The 18,295-nt window shown below is 41.3% G+C and carries 16 protein-coding genes, 2 pseudogenes and 1 riboswitch; of the genes and pseudogenes, 5 read left to right on the top strand and 13 right to left on the bottom strand.

Translation table 11 applies throughout. From position 1 onward, the window contains the following. The first annotated feature begins 87 nt into the window (after positions 1 to 87). On the top strand, positions 88 to 993 hold the full coding sequence (locus tag ACFOZY_RS15140) for a Ppx/GppA phosphatase family protein (RefSeq protein WP_378156992.1): 906 nt from the start codon (positions 88 to 90) through the stop codon (positions 991 to 993). Between the two features lie 10 nt (positions 994 to 1,003). On the opposite strand, the gene ACFOZY_RS15135 is transcribed toward ACFOZY_RS15140, so the two are convergent. Continuing rightward, complete coding sequence (locus ACFOZY_RS15135; RefSeq protein WP_378156990.1) at positions 1,004 to 1,477, bottom strand: GNAT family N-acetyltransferase; 474 nt, start codon at positions 1,475 to 1,477, stop codon at positions 1,004 to 1,006. 215 nt (positions 1,478 to 1,692) lie between these two features. On the opposite strand from ACFOZY_RS15135, the gene ACFOZY_RS15130 reads away from it, so the two are divergent. Continuing rightward, positions 1,693 to 2,250: an SLOG family protein gene (locus ACFOZY_RS15130; RefSeq protein ID WP_378156988.1), complete on the top strand. Its 558-nt coding sequence runs from the start codon at positions 1,693 to 1,695 to the stop codon at positions 2,248 to 2,250. Positions 2,251 to 2,585: 335 nt separating this feature from the next. On the opposite strand, the gene ACFOZY_RS15125 is transcribed toward ACFOZY_RS15130, so the two are convergent. The 5 genes from ACFOZY_RS15125 to ACFOZY_RS15105 form a co-directional block, all read right to left on the bottom strand. After that, positions 2,586 to 3,692: an NAD(P)/FAD-dependent oxidoreductase gene (locus ACFOZY_RS15125; protein ID WP_378156986.1), complete on the bottom strand. Its 1,107-nt coding sequence runs from the start codon at positions 3,690 to 3,692 to the stop codon at positions 2,586 to 2,588. Between the two features lie 105 nt (positions 3,693 to 3,797). Continuing rightward, positions 3,798 to 5,009 (bottom strand): NupC/NupG family nucleoside CNT transporter, encoded by a 1,212-nt coding sequence (locus tag ACFOZY_RS15120; RefSeq protein ID WP_378156984.1) that lies wholly within the window; start codon positions 5,007 to 5,009, stop codon positions 3,798 to 3,800. 165 nt (positions 5,010 to 5,174) lie between these two features. Continuing rightward, positions 5,175 to 6,239, bottom strand: a complete 1,065-nt coding sequence (gene rlmN, locus ACFOZY_RS15115; RefSeq protein ID WP_378156981.1) for a dual-specificity RNA methyltransferase RlmN — start codon at positions 6,237 to 6,239, stop codon at positions 5,175 to 5,177. Positions 6,240 to 6,490: 251 nt separating this feature from the next. Next, entirely contained in the window at positions 6,491 to 6,595 is a 105-nt protein-coding gene (locus ACFOZY_RS15110) for a YjcZ family sporulation protein (RefSeq protein ID WP_378156979.1), read from the bottom strand. A 123-nt stretch (positions 6,596 to 6,718) separates the two neighbouring features. Then, entirely contained in the window at positions 6,719 to 7,171 is a 453-nt protein-coding gene (locus tag ACFOZY_RS15105; RefSeq protein ID WP_378156977.1) for a DUF5392 family protein, read from the bottom strand. Positions 7,172 to 7,445: 274 nt separating this feature from the next. Here ACFOZY_RS15105 and ACFOZY_RS15100 point away from each other — a divergent pair, with 274 nt between their 5' ends. After that, on the top strand, positions 7,446 to 7,868 hold the full coding sequence (locus ACFOZY_RS15100) for a DUF1801 domain-containing protein (RefSeq protein ID WP_378156975.1): 423 nt from the start codon (positions 7,446 to 7,448) through the stop codon (positions 7,866 to 7,868). A 76-nt stretch (positions 7,869 to 7,944) separates the two neighbouring features. Here the strand turns inward: ACFOZY_RS15100 and ACFOZY_RS15095 are convergent, their stop codons facing one another. From ACFOZY_RS15095 to ACFOZY_RS15075, 5 genes and pseudogenes are all read right to left on the bottom strand, one after another. Continuing rightward, positions 7,945 to 8,688, bottom strand: coding sequence for an amino acid ABC transporter ATP-binding protein (locus ACFOZY_RS15095; RefSeq protein ID WP_378156973.1), 744 nt, complete (start codon positions 8,686 to 8,688; stop codon positions 7,945 to 7,947). Positions 8,689 to 8,702: 14 nt separating this feature from the next. Next, positions 8,703 to 10,289: pseudogene (locus ACFOZY_RS15090) on the bottom strand (ABC transporter permease subunit). 163 nt (positions 10,290 to 10,452) lie between these two features. After that, positions 10,453 to 10,637, bottom strand: a riboswitch (Lysine riboswitch). A 97-nt stretch (positions 10,638 to 10,734) separates the two neighbouring features. Further along, positions 10,735 to 11,232 (bottom strand): cupin domain-containing protein, encoded by a 498-nt coding sequence (locus ACFOZY_RS15085; protein ID WP_378156970.1) that lies wholly within the window; start codon positions 11,230 to 11,232, stop codon positions 10,735 to 10,737. Positions 11,233 to 11,245: 13 nt separating this feature from the next. Beyond that, positions 11,246 to 12,079, bottom strand: a pseudogene (gene ypfJ / locus ACFOZY_RS15080) (KPN_02809 family neutral zinc metallopeptidase). Positions 12,080 to 12,265: 186 nt separating this feature from the next. After that, positions 12,266 to 12,694: a hypothetical protein gene (locus ACFOZY_RS15075; RefSeq protein WP_378156968.1), complete on the bottom strand. Its 429-nt coding sequence runs from the start codon at positions 12,692 to 12,694 to the stop codon at positions 12,266 to 12,268. A 260-nt stretch (positions 12,695 to 12,954) separates the two neighbouring features. Here ACFOZY_RS15075 and ACFOZY_RS15070 point away from each other — a divergent pair, with 260 nt between their 5' ends. Next, positions 12,955 to 14,670 (top strand): pyrroloquinoline quinone-dependent dehydrogenase, encoded by a 1,716-nt coding sequence (locus ACFOZY_RS15070; RefSeq protein WP_378156966.1) that lies wholly within the window; start codon positions 12,955 to 12,957, stop codon positions 14,668 to 14,670. A 74-nt stretch (positions 14,671 to 14,744) separates the two neighbouring features. Continuing rightward, positions 14,745 to 15,830, top strand: a complete 1,086-nt coding sequence (locus ACFOZY_RS15065; RefSeq protein ID WP_378156963.1) for a carboxypeptidase-like regulatory domain-containing protein — start codon at positions 14,745 to 14,747, stop codon at positions 15,828 to 15,830. A gap of 105 nt (positions 15,831 to 15,935) precedes the next feature. Here the strand turns inward: ACFOZY_RS15065 and speD are convergent, their stop codons facing one another. Together speD and ACFOZY_RS15055 are read right to left on the bottom strand one after the other, a co-directional pair. After that, complete coding sequence (speD, locus tag ACFOZY_RS15060) at positions 15,936 to 16,745, bottom strand: adenosylmethionine decarboxylase (protein ID WP_378156961.1); 810 nt, start codon at positions 16,743 to 16,745, stop codon at positions 15,936 to 15,938. A 105-nt stretch (positions 16,746 to 16,850) separates the two neighbouring features. Then, on the bottom strand, positions 16,851 to 18,254 hold the full coding sequence (locus tag ACFOZY_RS15055; RefSeq protein WP_378156959.1) for a tetratricopeptide repeat-containing diguanylate cyclase: 1,404 nt from the start codon (positions 18,252 to 18,254) through the stop codon (positions 16,851 to 16,853). Positions 18,255 to 18,295 lie beyond the last annotated feature (41 nt).

Here is an 18,295-nt window from a genome sequence, read left to right as displayed (position 1 = left end):
AATCTTTTATACTATTTAGATAATAAACCATTTAAGAATAAGTTGTTAGAACCTTTTTGGTACTTTGGATAGAAAGTAGGCAGTGATATGACATCAAAAAAATTAGCGATTATCGACATCGGATCAAAAACGGTCAGGCTTTCGATCTATGAAGAAAAGGATTCCGGTCATATGGATGAAATTAAAAGGGATAAAGTATCTTTACGTTTAAGCCAACATGTGGTGAATGGCTCCCTTACTAAATATGGAGTTGAACAACTGATCTTTGTTCTAAACGATTTTGAAAAAATCATCCATGATCATGAGGTGGAAGAGATTGAGTGTATCGCAACTGCAGCGATTCGGAATGCGAACAATCAAAAAGAAATCCTTTTGGCTGTAGATGAGCATACCCCTTTTACCATCCGATTATTGTCCGGCGAAGAAGAGGCAGAATATGGATTACTGGCGATTACACAGTCTATCAAAATTACTGATGGCGTTGCCATTGACCTTGGAGGAGGAAGTACAGAAGTTACCCTTTTCCGAAATCGGAAATTGATCAAGACCGTGAGTATCCCGTTCGGTGTTGTTACTTTAGCAAAGAGTTTCTCAGACGGTCTCCCGATATCCGATGAAGCATTATATCAGCTGACCACTTATGTAAAACAGGAATTGAGCTCAATCGTTTGGATTAAAGATGTTGGTCTACCGATTATTGGAATCGGTGGGAGCGTCCGGCTGATAGGGAATTACAGCTTGGCTACAAAACAAATAAAATGCGACTTAAACGGCTACTCGATATCAGAATCCGAGATGAACCATATCGTCAAACTAATGACTGATATGAGTTCTGAAGAACTTATTAAATGGGCAAAGGATAATGCTGACCTAACGATGCCCGCCCTCACTGTTTTAAGCGAACTCCTTAAATGGACTGATTCAGAGAAGCTTATATGCTGCACAAAAGGGATAAAAGACGGCTTAATCTATTCAAAGATGCAGGCTAACTAATTTACATAATTTAAAGAAGAAGGCTATAAACATACTGTTCTCCCCTCCGTCCCATCACCCGTTTCCCTGTGTCTTCGAAGCCGACTTTCTGATAAATATGCTGGGCAGCTCGATTTTGATAGTTAACAGCCAATAAGATTTCATTGAGCTGTGGAAAATGTTCTCTTACAAAAGCAGGAAGAAGTTGCATTGACTTCTGGGCGATCCCCTGGCCTTGAAACGAGTTACGAATGGAATAAGACCTTAATAGAACAGCTTGAGGGTTTCCTGTATAAGGCTTGGGGCCCTCTACAGTATGCAATGTAAAGAAACCTGCTATTTCTTCATTATGTAAGATCACCATCGGGTAGCGGTTTGGTTCTATCTTCGCCTTCTCAATGGAATCTATCGGAGTTGCGGTAAAACGCAGTTGTTCCTCCGTTAAATCATAATCTTCCAAGCGCGAATGATCTTCTTCACTTACTAAACGGATAGTTATTGTCATCTATTACGCCTTCTCTCTATTGGGATAACTCCATTGGGATATCCAATCGTTCTCTTATAAATATCTCTTCATTGATTTCTAAAGCATCTGTACAACCCATTTTCAATAGAAATTCTGTGTTTCTACTGCTGGGTGAGCAGCATTTGCCCCCCTTAGGAAAATTATACAGAAACATGATATGCTGAGGAGACAGAAATGGAATTTGGGGTGGAAGCATGCTCAAAAATATACTGGTCACCGGATATAAGCCACATGAGCTCGGGGTCTTTGACGAAAAGCATCCAGGTATTCCATTCATCAAGAAGGCGATCAAACGTCAATTACTTACATTGCTTGAGGATGGTTTGGAATGGGTGATTGTGAGCGGACAGCTCGGAGTAGAAACCTGGGCAATCGATACGGTATTAGAATTACAGCCGGAATTCCCTGATTTGAAATATGCTGTCATTACACCATTTTTAGAGCAAGAGAAGAATTGGAATGATACGAAGAAGGAAAAGTATCATTCTATGGTTGCGATGGCTGATTATCATATAAGTCTAACGAAGAAACCTTATGAGGCTCCTTGGCAATTTATCGAAAAGGATAAGTTTCTTTTACGCAATACGGATGGACTTCTCATTGTTTTCGATGAAGAAACTGGCGGCTCACCAAAATACATGATGGAACTGGCGAGAAAATATGCAGAAACAACGGACTATGAAATTTTCACTGTAAATGCTTTCGATTTACAACTGATCGCGGAAGAAGAAATGTGGGAGCGATTTGATTAGTTGGGTTGTAAAGTGGAACCTCTTGACAAAACGCTGGCTTTTTGGGATAATAAACATAATTATATGCGAGGTCAATGATAGAGTTGATTTCTGGCATTCTACGTATTTTAGAACGCTTATTCACACTGGCGCGGCTACAGGGCCGCAAGGACGGAAAAGTAGGTAGGGTTTCCGTTGCTTAAGTTAGTGGAAGATTACCGCGGTTATGAAAAGGACAAGCTCCTTTTCAGGTTAGTATTCCCCTTTTTAGGGATGAACATTAAAATCGAATCTTAGAATTAACCTTGTATATGAAAGGGATATCCCACATTTGGGATATCCCTTTTCCAATTCCATTAGTCAATCGCACCTTTTACATCGTATGGCCTTAAGTCGAGATCCGGTGCCTCACCTAAGACAAGCTTGGACAGCTGCCTGCCTAAATATGGACCTACCGTCAGACCGGAAGCTCCTAATCCATTAGCTACATAAACATTCCGATAGGCTGGGAGATGACCAACTACAGGGAGAAAGTCAGGAGTAAATGGTCGATATCCTACCCGCATTTCTATGAATTCAGCCTTTTCCAGACCTGGAGCCGTTCCTAACGCTTTTTGAAGTACTTCATTCATTCCACCTGCTGTTACCCGAAGATCAAACTCGCAATCATCCTCATGTGTTGCTCCGGCAATAATGCGGCCATCTTCAAACCCCAATATGTATTGGTCATTGGGGGGCATGACAACCGGCCATTCTCCGGTATTCAGATTCTCCGTTTGCAAATGGATAATTTGCGCCTTTTGTCCTTTCACCTTGAATTTCACAAGCGGCGTGAGCAACTCACCAGCCCATGCCCCCGCTGTCACGATGATTTGATCGGCATCTAATTGCTTTCCATTTACAACTACCCGAACAATGTCATGCTCTTTGTAAAGCTCTGCAGATCCATTTATGAATTCTGTTCCACTTTTTCGGGCTGACTTCAAAAGTGCCTCTCGCAATGCCTTCCCATTTACACGAGCAGCCCCTTCCACATACACCGAGCGAAAGGAATCCGATAGCATTGGAAAAAGAGATTTTGTCTCCTCGTTGTCCAGTAGCCTGATTTCACCGATTTCCGGCGCATCCTCTCTCCTCTTGCGAGCTCGCTCCATCATCTTTTCTAATTTGAATTCGTCAGTATGTAGACTGATCGCACCGACACGTTTATAACCCGTCTCAGTTTCTCCATCAGCCTCCAATTGCTTGATTAAATCCGGATAGTACGCGGCGCCACCCTTAGCAAGTGCATACCACGCCTTGTTCCTTCTCTGTGACAGCCACGGACAAATGATACCAGCTGCAGCATCCGTTGCTCTTCCCGGCTCCATCCGATCTACGATGATCACATCTACTCCTTTTTTTGATAGATGATACGCTGTAGAAGCACCAACAATTCCCGCCCCGATAATCACTACTTTCATGCAAACACCTTATTTCGTAACGTTTTCTTTATTTTACCCGATGTCCTATCAATTTACTGATGCAAGCTGTTATACAAAAAAAGGAGCCGATTTGGCCCCCGTTTCTTAGAAGAACATACCGGCTACTGCCGCACTTAACAAGGATGCAAGCATCCCTGCCGCTACTGCTTTCAAACCTAAACGAGCAATGTCAGGTCGTCTGCTTGGAGCCATTCCTCCGAGCCCGCCAATCAGGATGGCAAGTGAGCTCAAGTTGGCAAATCCACATAGTGCAAAGCTGATGACTAATACCGTTTTAGCTGAAAGTTCCGGAATATCCGGTGCAAAGTCCGTGTAAGCCACAAATTCGTTCAACACTAATTTTTGTCCGATATAACTTCCTGCTTGTACCGCTTCTTCCCAAGGAACTCCAATAACGAATGCCAATGGAGCAAAGATGAAACCTAAAATACCTTGAATGCTTACACCTTCTGCACCAAACCAGCCAGCAATTCCACCAATCACACCATTTAGAAGGGCGATCAGTGCAATGAAAGCAAGTAACATCGCTCCAACATTCAATGCGAGTTTAAGTCCTTCGCCCGCCCCCTTGGCCGCGGCGTCGATGACGTTTACTGCATCTTCATCCCGTTCCATTTCAAATTCCTCGTCATGCACCTTTTCAGTTTCAGGCACCATCATTTTGGCCACGATTAAACCAGCCGGAGCAGCCATGAAGCTTGCTGCCAACAAATATTCTAACGGGACTCCTAATAGGGCATAACCAGCTAACGTAGAACCTGCGATGGATGCTAGTCCACCTGTCATGACTGCGAACAGTTCCGACCGGGAAAGCTTGGCGATGAATGGACGGATGACTAACGGTGCCTCAGTTTGTCCAACAAAAATATTAGCTGCGGCGGATATCGATTCCGGTTTACTTGTACCTAACAACTTCGACAAGAAACCGCCGATTAACTTAATGAGCCATTGCATGATGCCCAAGTAATACAATACCGAAATTAGAGAAGAGAAAAAGATGATGACAGTCAATACTTGGAAGGCGAATACGAATCCAAAATTCTCTGCATCTGCTGCTGGTCCGAAAAGAAAAGCAATCCCTTCCCCGGCATAATTGATTACGGATTGTACAATACCTGATAACCACTCAATACCCTTTCTGCCTGCCTCCCATTTCAATACAATAAACCCAAATAGGATCTGCAGACCTAAACCGATTAAAATGGTTCGCGCATTAATCGATTTTTTTCCGTCCGATAAAAGAAATGCAATACCCAAAATTACAATGATTCCGAGAAGTCCCCATAAAATATTCACATTTTTCACCTCAAATAAATGTCTAAGTTGCTTGTATTTTAATTATTGCTTTGAGGGCAGTTATGTTAAAACAGTATTAACATACCCTGACATCAGTGAGTTAACTCATAGAAAAAGCCTACCCAAGAGGATAGGCAGCAATCCTATTATTCACTTGAAAACCAATTATAATGCTTTTTCTTTTTTTATTTGTTTGCTTCGTAGTTGTCCGCACGCTGCGTCAATATCCGTTCCATGTTCAAGACGTACGCCACAATTGATGCCCCGGCCTTTAAGCGTCTCATAGAAAGCTTTAATATTTTCCGGTTTACTCCGGCTGTAGTCGGCATGTTCATCAACCGGATTATAAGGAATCAAGTTTACGTATGACAGATGTCGTTTATTATAAAGAAGCTTTGCCAATTCTTCCGCTTCTTGCACGTGGTCATTGACATCATCCAAAAGGATATATTCAAACGTGATCCGTCGATTTGTTTCCTTCAGGTAGTAATCGACTGAATCCATCACTTTTTCGAGCGGGAACGCACGGTTGATCTTCATAATTCGTGTGCGAAGCTCGTCATTGGGTGCGTGAAGAGAAATCGCCAAGTTAATTTGGATATTTTCATTCGCAAAATCCTTGATCTTCGGAGCTAATCCACTTGTTGAAACCGTTACATGACGAGCACCAATCGACAATCCTTTTTGGTCGTTGATCACGCGAAGGAAGTCCATCAAATTTGAATAATTGTCAAACGGTTCACCGATTCCCATGACAACGATATGACTGACACGCTCGCCTTTTCCTTTAGAGTCAAGATGTTTCTGCACCTTCATGATTTGTCCGACGATTTCACCAGCGTCCAAGTCTCTGCTCTTACGCAGAAGTCCACTCGCACAGAAACTACAACCAATATTACATCCTACCTGTGTAGTAACGCAGACAGATAAGCCGTATGGGAAGTGCATTAATACTGTTTCAATCAGGTTACCGTCTGACAACCTGAACAGGAACTTGATCGTTCCATCCTCAGATTCCTGCTTAACCGCTTCTTCCAGAGGCTCTATAACAAAATGCTCTGCCAAGAGCTGGCGGCATTCCTTGTTGACGTTATTCATCTCTTCAAAACTTATGACGCGTTTCTTATATAGCCAGTCCCAAACTTGGGCAGCTCTAAATTTTTGCTGACCATTTTCAATAAGCCAGCTTGTTAATTGATCTATTGTTAATCCGTAGATTGATTTCTTCATTTATACGTTTCCTCTCTTTGCAATAGAGTTGACATCTAATCATACTAAAAATTTACTGTTGAAACAACCTATATCTGTATATTAAAAGGATATTGCAACTTTCTTTTCTCATTTAATATGGCTTTAAAATCAATTTGCATGAACGATTTTAAATGAAAAAAGGACGAAGAGTGGGGTTCTTCGTCCAAAAATTTTTCGACACCGAGAGCATTTACGGAGAGAGTATCGGTAATGTGGTTTGGTTGTGGTTATTAGTAGCCACCGTAGAATGTTGCGCCAACGATGATCAAAAGAATGAACAATACAACAATCAAAGCAAAGCTATTGTTGTATCCTCCGCCGTATGCGTAACCCATAGCTCTTCCTCCTTTCCTAATTAAACTAAAATGTAAGGGCCCTTACAGTGATAGTTTATGTTAGAAAGGAAGGTTCACCTGTGCCTTTTTACTAATAGATACCTAACAAAGATTTAATAGAATTTAATACGATGTAAATTCATTGTTCGTCAGCAATTGCTGGTTTTCCTTTTTCAAAAAATCCACAAAGTGCTGGACTGCATGAACGGGTTGGTTTTTAACCAATGCCACATATCTACTTTTTGACTCTTCTGTAGCATTTTCACTGCTAATAATTCGTTCTACCATGAACTCGCTGCTCAATTTACGAATTTGCCGTTTCTGGAATTTGGCCTCTTTAGACAAGGCAAAACCGATTGCGCCAGCGACCGAGAAAAGTATTAGGACAAAAAGGGATCTCATATCTGCTGGTACAAATAATAACTGGAATGCTACATTAAAAATCGACATACCAATTAGTGGAAATGACCATAATGTATACTTAGCTGCCCTTTTCATGATTGGAACCAGCTTTTCATGGATTTTTTCCAATTCTCGTTGTATGAAAACAGGTAGATCAGATGAGATGAAATTCAATCGAAATTCCTCCTTACTGTATAAAAAAGGACCCTGCTTCTTGGCAAAGGTCGCGATAAACAATGACTTTCAATGAAGGTGATGGCCAATGCCACGTCTTGACGATTTCGTTTTAGAAACAAAGATTCAGATGCCCTTTTGATTAAAAAGTTCCATATGCTCTTACAACTATTTTAACAGATAGTCTGATTCACGTACAAAATACTGCCTGATGGAAGGATTCTACACGACCAGCGATGAAATGAAAGAATGTCACGGCCAAGGAGGATTATAAATGTATAAGTTAAAAACGAAAGAGACTGACCATAGCGTCATTGAATTTATTGAACGGGTGGATAGTCCGAAGAAAAAGGCGGATGCGTACCGGTTACTGGATATTTTCACTGAAGCAACAGGTTTGGAAGCGAAAATGTGGGGGCCAAGCATTATCGGATTCGGTTCGTATCATTACAAATACCAATCCGGTCACGAGGGGGAAGCCCCATTGGTTGGCTTTTCTCCAAGGAAAGCGAAGATTAGCTTATACTTTACGCCAGGTGAATCAGAGCGTGAAGAGTTACTAAAGCGATTCGGCAAGCATACTACCGGAGCCGCTTGTGTCTACATCAACAAATTGGCTGATATCGATGAAGAGATCCTGAAAGAGCTGATTTTGGCATCTGTTAAATTCCTTCAGGAAACATACCCACAGTCATAAAACTGTAGAAAAGACTCCAGCAAATGAAATGCTGGAGTCTTCTTGTTCTATCATTAGTTTTTAGTTATGTTAGTGATCACACATTTGACCCTAACGTTCTTTTCAAGAATTCTCGCGTCCGTTCTTGGTTCGGGTGATTGAATAACTGTTCCGGTTTCCCTTCTTCTGCAATGACCCCTTTGTCCATAAAGACGACCCGATCAGATACTTCCCTTGCAAATTCCATTTCATGCGTGACGATTAGCATCGTTAACCCTGATTCGGCCAATTCTTTCATTACCTTTAAAACTTCGCCGACCATTTCCGGGTCAAGGGCGGACGTCGGTTCGTCAAACAGCATGACATCCGGTTCCATCGACAATGCACGTGCAATCGCCACACGCTGTTTCTGGCCGCCAGATAGCTGCTTCGGTTTCGCATTGACATATTGGTCCATGCCGACAACCTTCAAGTACCGCATCGACACTTTTTCTGCTTCTTCCCTCGAACGTTTCAACACTTTCATTTGCCCGACCGTACAATTTTCCAATACATTATGATTGTTGAATAAATTGAACTGCTGGAAAACCATGCCCAACTTAGTCCGGTACGAGTTGACATTATGCTTGCCGTCCAATATATTCTCACCTTTATAGATGATCATCCCACCACTTGGTTTCTCCAACAAATTGATGCATCGAAGGAGGGTGGATTTCCCCGAACCTGAAGAGCCGATGATGGAGACGACTTCCCCTTTATGGACTGTAAAGTCGATATCCTTTAACACTTCATGTTGACCGAAAGATTTGCTTATGTGCTGAATATCTATAACCGCTTCCATTATCTTCCCTCCTTCTATTTTTCTTTAATCTGTCCAGTGCCGATTACATTTGGCTGACCGACGATCACGTAATTTTCGGGTCCATCCATTTTTCTTTCAACATAGCGAAGGATCAACGTAACTGCATAAGTCATAACGAAGTATAGAACACAAGCAACGAAAAACGATTCAAAATACCTGAAGTTGTTTCCTGCGACTGACTTTGTTTGGAAAAATAGCTCTGTCACGCCGATTACGTTTAATACGGATGTATCTTTAATGTTGATAATGAATTGGTTCCCAGTTGCGGGGAGAATGTTCCGTATTACCTGTGGCATGACGACATGGCGCATCGTCTGGAAATGACTCATTCCAATTGCATGTGCCGCCTCAAATTGGCCTTTATCGACTGATAAAATACCTCCCCGCACAATTTCAGCCATATATGCCCCGGTGTTGATAGAGACGATGATGATTGCAGCTATCAGCCGATCCATATCAATGCCGAAGGCCAAAGCGGAGCCGTAAAAAATGACCATCGCTTGGACAATCATCGGAGTGCCTCGGAAAAATTCGATATATGCCGATAAAATGACATCGACTATCTTAAGAAGAACTCTTTTCAATTTACTTTCTGAAACCGGAGCCGTCCGAATGACTCCAATCGCTAATCCAATCATAGCCCCGATTAATGTACCGATGATGGAAATGAGTAAGGTCATCCCCGCTCCGCGGAGAAACATCGGCCAGTTATCTGAGATGATAGTCACGATCCATTCATAGCTCATGCTTCTCCCCCTTTTCTAAGTGGAACCGGCTTTGCCGGCTTATTATTGTGCTGCTGGCTGGTTCAAGATTGCATTATCCATAATTTCCTGGCGTTCTTCTTCTGAAATGGTAGAAAGGATTTCATTAATCTTTGCTGTCAATTCGCTGTCTTTCTTAACGCCCACTGCAATCGCCGTGTCATCAGCGGATGTCTCGAACCCTTCTTCGAATTCAACCATCACGAAATTGTCATTTGCCGAAGATGCGCTAATCCCTTCAGGACGTTCAGATACATATCCATCGATCATGCCGGACTCAAGTGCTACACGCATTGCAGGAAAGTTGTCCATTGCAGTCTGCTTTTTAACATCTTTGATCTGATCAATTACAGAGTAGTGGAATGTATTTAACTGAGCAGTCACTTTTGCACCGCTGAAATCTTGGATAGACTTTGCATTTTCAAACGCGGATCCTTTTTTTACAACCATTACTAAATCAGAAGTATAGTAGTTATCCGTAAAGTCGATCGTCTTCTTCCGTTCTTCCGTCGGAGACATTCCTGCAATGATTGCGTCAATCTTATTAGAAGTCAAAGAAGGTACAAGCCCGTCCCATTCCGATTTCACAATAACTAATTCTCTTCCTAAACCATCCGCAATTTTCTTTGCGATTTCAACATCATAACCGCCAGCATATTCTGCATTCCCGTCAATTTTCACTCCGCCATTAGAGTCATCCATCTGTGTCCAGTTAAACGGAGCATAACCTGCTTCAAGTCCAACTCTAAATGTATTTTCGTCTGCGGACGCTTCAGGTGTTTCAGAGCCGCTTCCACACCCTGCCAACATCATCATTGCTGATAGTGAAATTGTTGCTAAAACTGCTAATTTCTTTTTCATTATGATTCTCTCCTTGTTGTCATAGTTTTGGTGAATACAAAAAGGCAACCGTATAATAAAAAGGCCTGAGACGAACTCAGGCCTTTGACGGTTACCCAAAATTCCTCTTCTTTCCCATAAATGAGATAGCACAACTCGATCAACTTGGGAATTAATCGAGACAGTCCTGCAGCTCTTAACTGCAGACCCAGCATGCATAATTCGAGAAATCATGCACACTTCGGCGATATTTCCTTCTCCATGGCTTCATCGCTTCTCTGAGCTCTACCAAGGACTGTTAAATACCGCGCCTCTACCTCACCTGTGAAAGATGAGGTTACGTATTCAATTCATTGTGCCCTATTTTAGAATAACAAATGGGACATGTCAACCCTTCTTAGGCAATTAGTCATATCTTCCGTTACTTCACCCACTTATGGCGTAAAGGTCCATCCTCTCCATAGACCGGATCCATATCCGGAACCGGGACATTCTGGATTTCATCGAGTGACTCGGCTCTGCCGTGCGGATCCCGCTCACGCAAGTTATGTGACATACCATTCGGATAAGCGCCGATCACTTCGAAGTCGAAATTGCTTTCCAATTTCTTATGACCTGTTCCAGCAGGCAAAACAATAACATCCCCTGCATCCAATTCAAGGCGTTCTCCATCATCGCCACCTAAAAGCAACGTGGCCTTTCCTGATTTCACTCCTAATACTTCATGCGTATTGCTATGGTAATGATGATAGTCGTAAATATCCCCTGTCCAACTATTCGTCCAATTATGGCGGGCGAACGCAGCCTCCATATTTAAACCGTCGTCAAATACACCTTGATAGAAAATAACCGGCAAATGCTGATTATTCGGAATGTCTCCACGGTCCTCCAAGAAAAATGAACGTACTTGTCCTTCCATTTCCTATCACTCCTTATAAATCATTTGTGTTGAATGTATCCCCATGGTCCAAGTCCCCATACTGGAAGCCTCGATAGAACCATTTCTTCCGTTGTTCGGACGTTCCATGAGTAAAGCTGTCAGGTACTATATACCCTTGTGCCTGTTTTTGTAACGTATCATCACCAATTGCAAAGGCAGCATTCAACGCTTCTTCTAAGTCTCCTTCTTCTAAAAGCCCCATTCCTTGGGCATGATGAGCCCAAACACCCGCCAAATAGTCAGCCTGCAATTCCATACGCACTTGATATTTGTTATATTCTTTCTCACTCAACTTCTGACGCAGCTCTGCCATCTGCTGGGATATGCCCAACTGTGTTTGAATATGATGTCCAACCTCATGGGCAACGACATAAGCCATCGCAAAGTCACCCGGTGCATTGAAACGGTTCTGAAGCTCCTTTTAGAAGCTTAGGTCAATATATAGCTTTTCATCACCTGGGCAATAGAAAGGTCCGACTGCTGATGAGGCACCCCCACAAGCTGTTTGAACACTCCCTGAAAACAAGACCAAAGTAGGTTCCCGATAGTCCATCCCTTGCTCCTGAAACTGATCGTTCCATACTGTTTCCGTGTCCGCCAAGACGACTGACACGAACTCGGCGAGCTCCTGATCCTCTTTTGTTTCCACGTAAGGTTCATTCGCTCCCATTTGGAAGTTATTCATCATTTCTGTTGGGTCTCCGCCTAAAAAGGTGACAATGAGCAAAAGTACAATGCCGCCTATACCACCGCCGATCAAAGTCTTACCGCCCATCCCACGTCTGTCTTCTACATTTGTACTTGCCCTTCTGCCTCTCCACTTCATGCGCGAGTTCCTCCCAAAATTGCTGTCTATGTATTCGTGTTATACCCGCCGATAAACCAAGATAGACAAAATTGAAACGTTTTTCGAGACACACTTTTCGGAAGAACCACCTGATAAAAAGAAAAAGCTGTCCCTCAGGTAGATATCTTCCTGAGGGACAGCTTTTATTGGAACTGTTTGTTCTTATTAGGAAACGATTAATGTTCCAGTCATGCTATCATGACCAGTACCACACATTACTGAACAATAATATTCGAATTCTCCAGCTTTATCTGCTACGAATTCAACTGTTTCGCCGCCGGTAACTTCAACATCGTATCCGTCTATACCAACGCCATGAGCGCCTGAATCATTGACTACTGTCAATTTAATCGTATCGCCCACATTTGCTTTAATTTCTTTTTTATCGAACTCAAAGTTTGTAGCGTGGATTGTTACTTCTACTACATTACCTGTTGGTTCAACTGTTTCCTCTTTTTGTACTTTTTCAGTTTCGGGATGAACTGTATCTGTATCTTCAGTTGCAGGTTCTTTTGCCGTATCATCCGAACCACATGCTGCTAAAGCAACAAGAGAAAATGATAAGAATATAGCGCTTAATAATTTTTTCTTCATAAATTGTTTCCTCCTTTATTTATCGTTACTATTTATCGTGACCACTATAATACTAAAATATGAGTTTATCAAGAGATAATACTTTTATTGCAATAAAGATAATTTTTAGAAAAGAATTATTTTAATTTTGAAAACCCTTTAATATTAAGACTTTGTTAAGAGTTTGTTACAAAATCCAAACAATCTATTTGAATAATATATTTTGCTATGATACCATTTGTTTGCTTCAAAAAAATAACAAAAAAGAGGAGGATATTATTTTGAATAAGAAAATAGTATCTGGGTCAGCATTGATCTTAGCTGCTTCTCTTGCTCTCTCGGCTTGCTCCGATACAAGTACGACCGACCAAGATGCTGGCAAAGCACCTGATAATACAGGCGACAAGAAATCTGAAGAGGTAACTTACAGTAACTGGACTACTTTCGGTTATGACCTTGGCCTAAACAGACACGTTCCTTTTGAAGAAATTACGAAGGATAACGTGAATGATTTAGGTATTGTTTGGAGTGCTAAATTCAAAGATTTAGATGAAAACATTCCTGCAGGTAACCAAAACTATCCGATCGTTATTGATGGAGTAGCGTATGTATCTACTTCTCATAACTACGTTTTTGCATTTGATGCTTTAACAGGAGAAGTTAAATGGGAATGGAAACCTTCCCAAGAACTTTTGGATACAATTGAACGTACTGGCATGCCTTCCGTTAACCGCGGTGTTGCTGTAGCTGAAGGAAAAGTATTCATGCTTACAAATGATGTAGGTGTCGTATCGATCGACCAAGAAACTGGTGAAACAGTTGACTATATCCAAGTAAGTGATTACTTCCCTGACATTACAATCGACAATGGTTACTACGAAACAACTGCACCTGTTTACTATGATGGAAAAATCTTCATCGGTAGTTCAGGCGGCGATAATGGTGTCCGTGGATTCGAAATGGCGTTCAATGCAAGTGATTTAACACCTGCTTGGGACGAACCTTTCTGGACAGTTCCACCAAAAGGTGAAGACTGGTTAGCAGAAGGTCTATTTGGAGGAGGCGGAGCAGTTTGGATGCCACCTTCCGTTGACGAAGAAACTGGTTTAATGTACATTTCAGCTGGTAACCCAGCTCCTGACTTCTTTGGCGCAAGCCGTCCTGGAGCTAACCCGCATACAAATTCAGTTATCGCTTTAGAAGCTGATACTGGTAAAATGGTTTGGGCACAACAACAATTGGCTCATGACCTTTGGGATTATGATACAGCAGACAGCCCGACAATCATCAATACAACAGTTGACGGCGAAGAACGTAAACTTGTCATTGTAGGTACAAAAGGTGCAGAATGGTTTGCATACGATGCTGAAACTGGAGAACCTGTTTTTGAAAACGTAGCATTCGGTAAAATTGATCACCCAGAACCAACACCTGAAGGCGTTCTTGCTTACCCAGGGGTATTAGGTGGCCAAAACTATGCACCGGATACATTTGACCCAGAATTGAACTTGGCTTTGATTGGTTCAATTGAACAACCAGTTATCTATAAAACTGCTAAAAATGAAGAAGAAGCACAACAAGAAGGTCCTGCAGGTGCGGCGGCATTCGGTACATCTTATGCACCAGCTGCTGACGTTCCAGCCTTCGGAAGAATTACAGCAATCGACACTACTACTGGTGAAGTTAAATGGCAAATCGACACACCTGATATGCAACGTGGTGGTTTGACAAGTACTGCTACTGGCCTTTCATTCTACGGTGAATTGGATGGTAAAGTAAAAGCTCTTGACACTGCAACAGGTGAAGAACTTTGGGCATTCCAAACAACTGGTGATACAATTTCTGCAGCACCTTCAATCTTTGAAGTGGATGGCAAATCATACATCATGATCACTTCCGCAGGAAGAAATCCACAAATCTTTGTTTTCGCTTTAGGCGGAGATAAAACTCAAGGTGAAGCTTCTGGCGAAAAGGTCGATTCTAATCCACACAAATAATGTGTTGAACATTTAAAATAAAATGGGGCGGCAGGATTTACTTCTGCTGCCCTTTTTTACTGATAAGGAGTTAAATGATGAAAAAAATATCTTTACTATTGGTAGCCTTGGTTTTGGCAATTGTCTTAACTGCTTGTAACGACGAAATTGGAGAACCTTCCTTAGAATTAAGCAATGACGCTCTAACAATAGCCAACTGGGAAATGGATCATTCACATTACGAAGAAGTAAAAGGAAAATTGTTAGTAGGCGAGAACCCAGTAGTCGGTGCCAATGTACAAATATCAAACAAACGAACAATTGAAACCGATGAAAACGGTGAGTTTCATTTCAATGTAGACCGAAGTGTTTTAGATGTAAAAAACATTGAGGTAGTATCTGTTAATGAAGCAACGATTAACGGGGAATCAATTGATGAAGAAACCGCAAAATCACTTGTAGGCACAAAAGAACAATTAAGCGTGCAATTTCCCCTTGCTATAGACAAAGTGGTAGCTTCTGAAGAAAATACTGATCTTGTTGAAGTACATGCACGTGCTATTATGGAAGAAAATCAGGAATATCCATCATTCGGACCTTCTAAATACCGAGTTGCCGGGAATGTCAAAGACGCTGACGGCAATCCCGTTGAAGGAGCTACTGTAAACCTTCGGAGAGATGGCGTTGAAGGATTTTCAATGTCAGATCCAAGTAATGAAAACGGTGAATATGCAATGTATTACTTGCCTGAAGATGATGAAAATCATTACTTCTACGTACACTATAATGGACTCAAGTATACACTCCCTAACAATAAGGCATTTTTATTCCCTGAGGATATAGGGGTTGATATCCAAATCACCCTCCCTAAAGAAGGTACAATCATTCAGGATTCGCCTCCTACATTGGTTGCAAAGACGGCTCCTGGAGCAGTATATAAAGGTACATTGATCGGCTTAGATGTCGATAAGGATGTAGAGTACTCAGTAACAATCCCCAAAAAGGACGGTACATTTGTTGTAACATTGCCGAAGGAAGAATGGGAAAAGTCACCAACTTTCTTTGAAACGGATTTCAGTGCCTTTTACGAGGAAGATTTGACTTATGGAGATATTATTCCTATGGAATTGTTGACACATAAAGAAAACGAACCAAGTGGAATAACCGCTTCTGAAAAATAAATATCAATTAAAAATGCAAAAGAGGGAGCCTGCTTAGTATTGAAAGCAGGCTCCTTCCTTTTTATGGACTTCTGAAGAGGAATGGTTATTTAGGAATCTCCTCGTTTAATCGATTATGTTCTTCCCGTAAAAAATTTCATCCATTTCCATTTTCAATTTTTGAGCAATCTCTTCTTGTTGGTCGGGTGAAAGATCTTCTTTCTTCTTCCCGAACAAATAATTATTCAGATCAAAGTCCTTTAACTTACATTTCGTATGGAAGATATTTTCTTGATAAATATTCACATCAATCAAATCGAATTCCGCTTTCACTTCGTCAGGAATGAAGTTTTGTATGGAATTGATCTCATGGTCGATGAATAGTTTGTGGCCTGTTATATCCCGGGTAAATCCTCTTACTCGGTAATCGACCGTCATAATGTCTGTATCAAAGGAATGGATTAAATAATTCAAAGCTTTTAGCGGTGAAATCTCCCCGCATGTTGAAACATCAATATCTGCCCGGAATGTACTGATTCCTTCATTCGGATGATACTCAGGATACGTATGGACCGTAATGTGGCTTTTGTCCAATTGCAGTACGACATTATCCGGCAGTGGGCCGGGGGATTCTTCAAAATGTTCCTTTGGGACTTCAACGACCGGGCCTTCCGATACCAGCATGGTCACACTTGCCCCTTGCGGCACATAGTCTTGTTTTGCCACATTTAATACATGTGCACCGATAATTTCAGCGACATGATTCAGAATGGTCGTCAGACGATCTGCATTATATTGGTCATCGATATATTCGATATAGGCTTCCCGCTCTTCTTTTGTCTCCGTATAGCAAACGTCATACATATTAAAACTAAGTGTCTTCGTCAAGTTATTAAACTCATGCAATTCAATACGCTGCTGAGGTGTAAGGGCCATGGTGAAACTCCTCCTACGATTAGATCTCTATGTACCCAATCTTTACAATTGTGTTCAAGTTTAATCATACCCTCAAGAAGCGATGACAAAACAGCGATAAAAGGATTATTGAGACTCATACATGATCTGGTTTTTCCCGTTCATTTTTGCCTTATAAAGTGCCTGATCTGCAAGATGGAAGAGTTCTTTGAACGTTTTTGCTGACCCTTGTCTGCTGCTTGAAACACCGAAGCTAGTACGTAAAGTCAACGCTGTGCCAGCTTTTTCTTCGAGCAAATGCTCCAACGTTTGCTGAATATATTTAGCCTTTTCTCGTCCTTTTTCCAACGTGGACTCTTTCATCAAAATTACAAATTCATCTCCGCCATACCTTCCGAATAACTCTTCTTTTTCAATCAAAGAATTACATGCTTTAGCTGTATTCCGTATGACTTCATCACCAAATAGATGTCCGTAATTGTCATTGATTTTTTTGAAATCATCGATGTCAAAGACTATACATACTACGGAACTCCCTGATTTGAGCCAGTCATCCACTTTATTCTCAATGTATTCCCGATTAAAAATTCCCGTTAAAGAATCTGTATTCGCTCTTTTTTCTGTCTCATAGAGCCTATATTTTAAATCCAGCTTCAACGCTTTCTTGGACAATTCCTGTTCATTTATATCTTTTAACAGTGATATATATTCTTTTTGAAAATAGAATCCTCTTTCATAATCCCTCTTTACTTCTGAAAGTCTGATCATTTCTTCCAAAATGGATTTAAGAAGGTAATGGTCACTGTATCCTTCCACAATGTCTTTCGCTTTTTCGAAAAAATGGAGTGAATCTGCCGTTTTTCCATTTGCCGCATACCATTCACCGTAAAGCATATAGCATTGGGCCATTTCTCTGGGATTAGCCTCTAATACCGGTTCTTTTACCATCTGTTCAATCATTTCAATTGATTTGTCCAAGGCTTTAGTTCCAATTAGAGCCTTTGCAATATTCAATTTAACCCGGAACTCTAAGAGAGGGCTTTCCGGTTCATGAAATTTAGCCATTTCAAGTCCTGCATTAGCCATTTTTAGTGCTCCAGCAAAATTCCCTTTCTCCATGAACACATGACTTAAATTACTGTAAGCATTACTTGCGATATTGTATTTCTTTAATTTCAGGGCAAGATCTTTGCTCTTTTCTAATGTTTCAATCGCTCGTTCATAGTCCTTATGATATTCATAGAGCAAAAAAAGAACGTTATATAACTGCAGGTAATCTTCAGAATCGCCAAATTTATAGCAGATTTTCTGGTAGTTATCAATTGACTCAAAAGCCTCGCCGATTGCACCGATACTGTAGTAGCAAGCTGCAATGTTAAGCAATGCAACTAGTTGGGATTTAGGATCCTTTAGTTCTTTTCCGATTTCGAGAAGGTCCATCCCTTTGTTAATAGTCTCTTTATATTTGCCGTCAGCCCTTAATAACGTTACTTCCCTTTGCAGCATCTTCAGTTCTCTCGTTGTCATCATCTCATTGCTCCCCGAAAATAGACTCTATTTTCATTTTATCG

It is taken from the genome of Chungangia koreensis (genome assembly GCF_042651785.1).
GTDB classification, from domain to species: domain Bacteria; phylum Bacillota; class Bacilli; order Bacillales_A; family Planococcaceae; genus Chungangia; species Chungangia koreensis.
This window is presented reverse-complemented; position numbering and strand designations above follow the sequence as displayed.

What these genes read in the sequence shown, in the direction of transcription:
- rlmN (WP_378156981.1), bottom strand. Translation starts at nt 6,239, where the DNA reads ATGAAGAAATCAATCTACGGATTAACAATAGATCAATTAACAAGCTGG.
- ACFOZY_RS15055 (WP_378156959.1), bottom strand. Translation starts at nt 18,254, where the DNA reads ATGATGACAACGAGAGAACTGAAGATGCTGCAAAGGGAAGTAACGTTA.
- ACFOZY_RS15075 (WP_378156968.1), bottom strand. Translation starts at nt 12,694, where the DNA reads ATGAAGAAAAAATTATTAAGCGCTATATTCTTATCATTTTCTCTTGTT.
- ACFOZY_RS15095 (WP_378156973.1), bottom strand. Translation starts at nt 8,688, where the DNA reads ATGGAAGCGGTTATAGATATTCAGCACATAAGCAAATCTTTCGGTCAA.
- ACFOZY_RS15125 (WP_378156986.1), bottom strand. Translation starts at nt 3,692, where the DNA reads ATGAAAGTAGTGATTATCGGGGCGGGAATTGTTGGTGCTTCTACAGCG.
- ACFOZY_RS15100 (WP_378156975.1), top strand. Translation starts at nt 7,446, where the DNA reads ATGTATAAGTTAAAAACGAAAGAGACTGACCATAGCGTCATTGAATTT.
- ACFOZY_RS15085 (WP_378156970.1), bottom strand. Translation starts at nt 11,232, where the DNA reads ATGGAAGGACAAGTACGTTCATTTTTCTTGGAGGACCGTGGAGACATT.
- ACFOZY_RS15130 (WP_378156988.1), top strand. Translation starts at nt 1,693, where the DNA reads ATGCTCAAAAATATACTGGTCACCGGATATAAGCCACATGAGCTCGGG.
- ACFOZY_RS15140 (WP_378156992.1), top strand. Translation starts at nt 88, where the DNA reads ATGACATCAAAAAAATTAGCGATTATCGACATCGGATCAAAAACGGTC.
- ACFOZY_RS15065 (WP_378156963.1), top strand. Translation starts at nt 14,745, where the DNA reads ATGATGAAAAAAATATCTTTACTATTGGTAGCCTTGGTTTTGGCAATT.
- ACFOZY_RS15135 (WP_378156990.1), bottom strand. Translation starts at nt 1,477, where the DNA reads ATGACAATAACTATCCGTTTAGTAAGTGAAGAAGATCATTCGCGCTTG.
- speD (WP_378156961.1), bottom strand. Translation starts at nt 16,745, where the DNA reads ATGGCCCTTACACCTCAGCAGCGTATTGAATTGCATGAGTTTAATAAC.
- ACFOZY_RS15110 (WP_378156979.1), bottom strand. Translation starts at nt 6,595, where the DNA reads ATGGGTTACGCATACGGCGGAGGATACAACAATAGCTTTGCTTTGATT.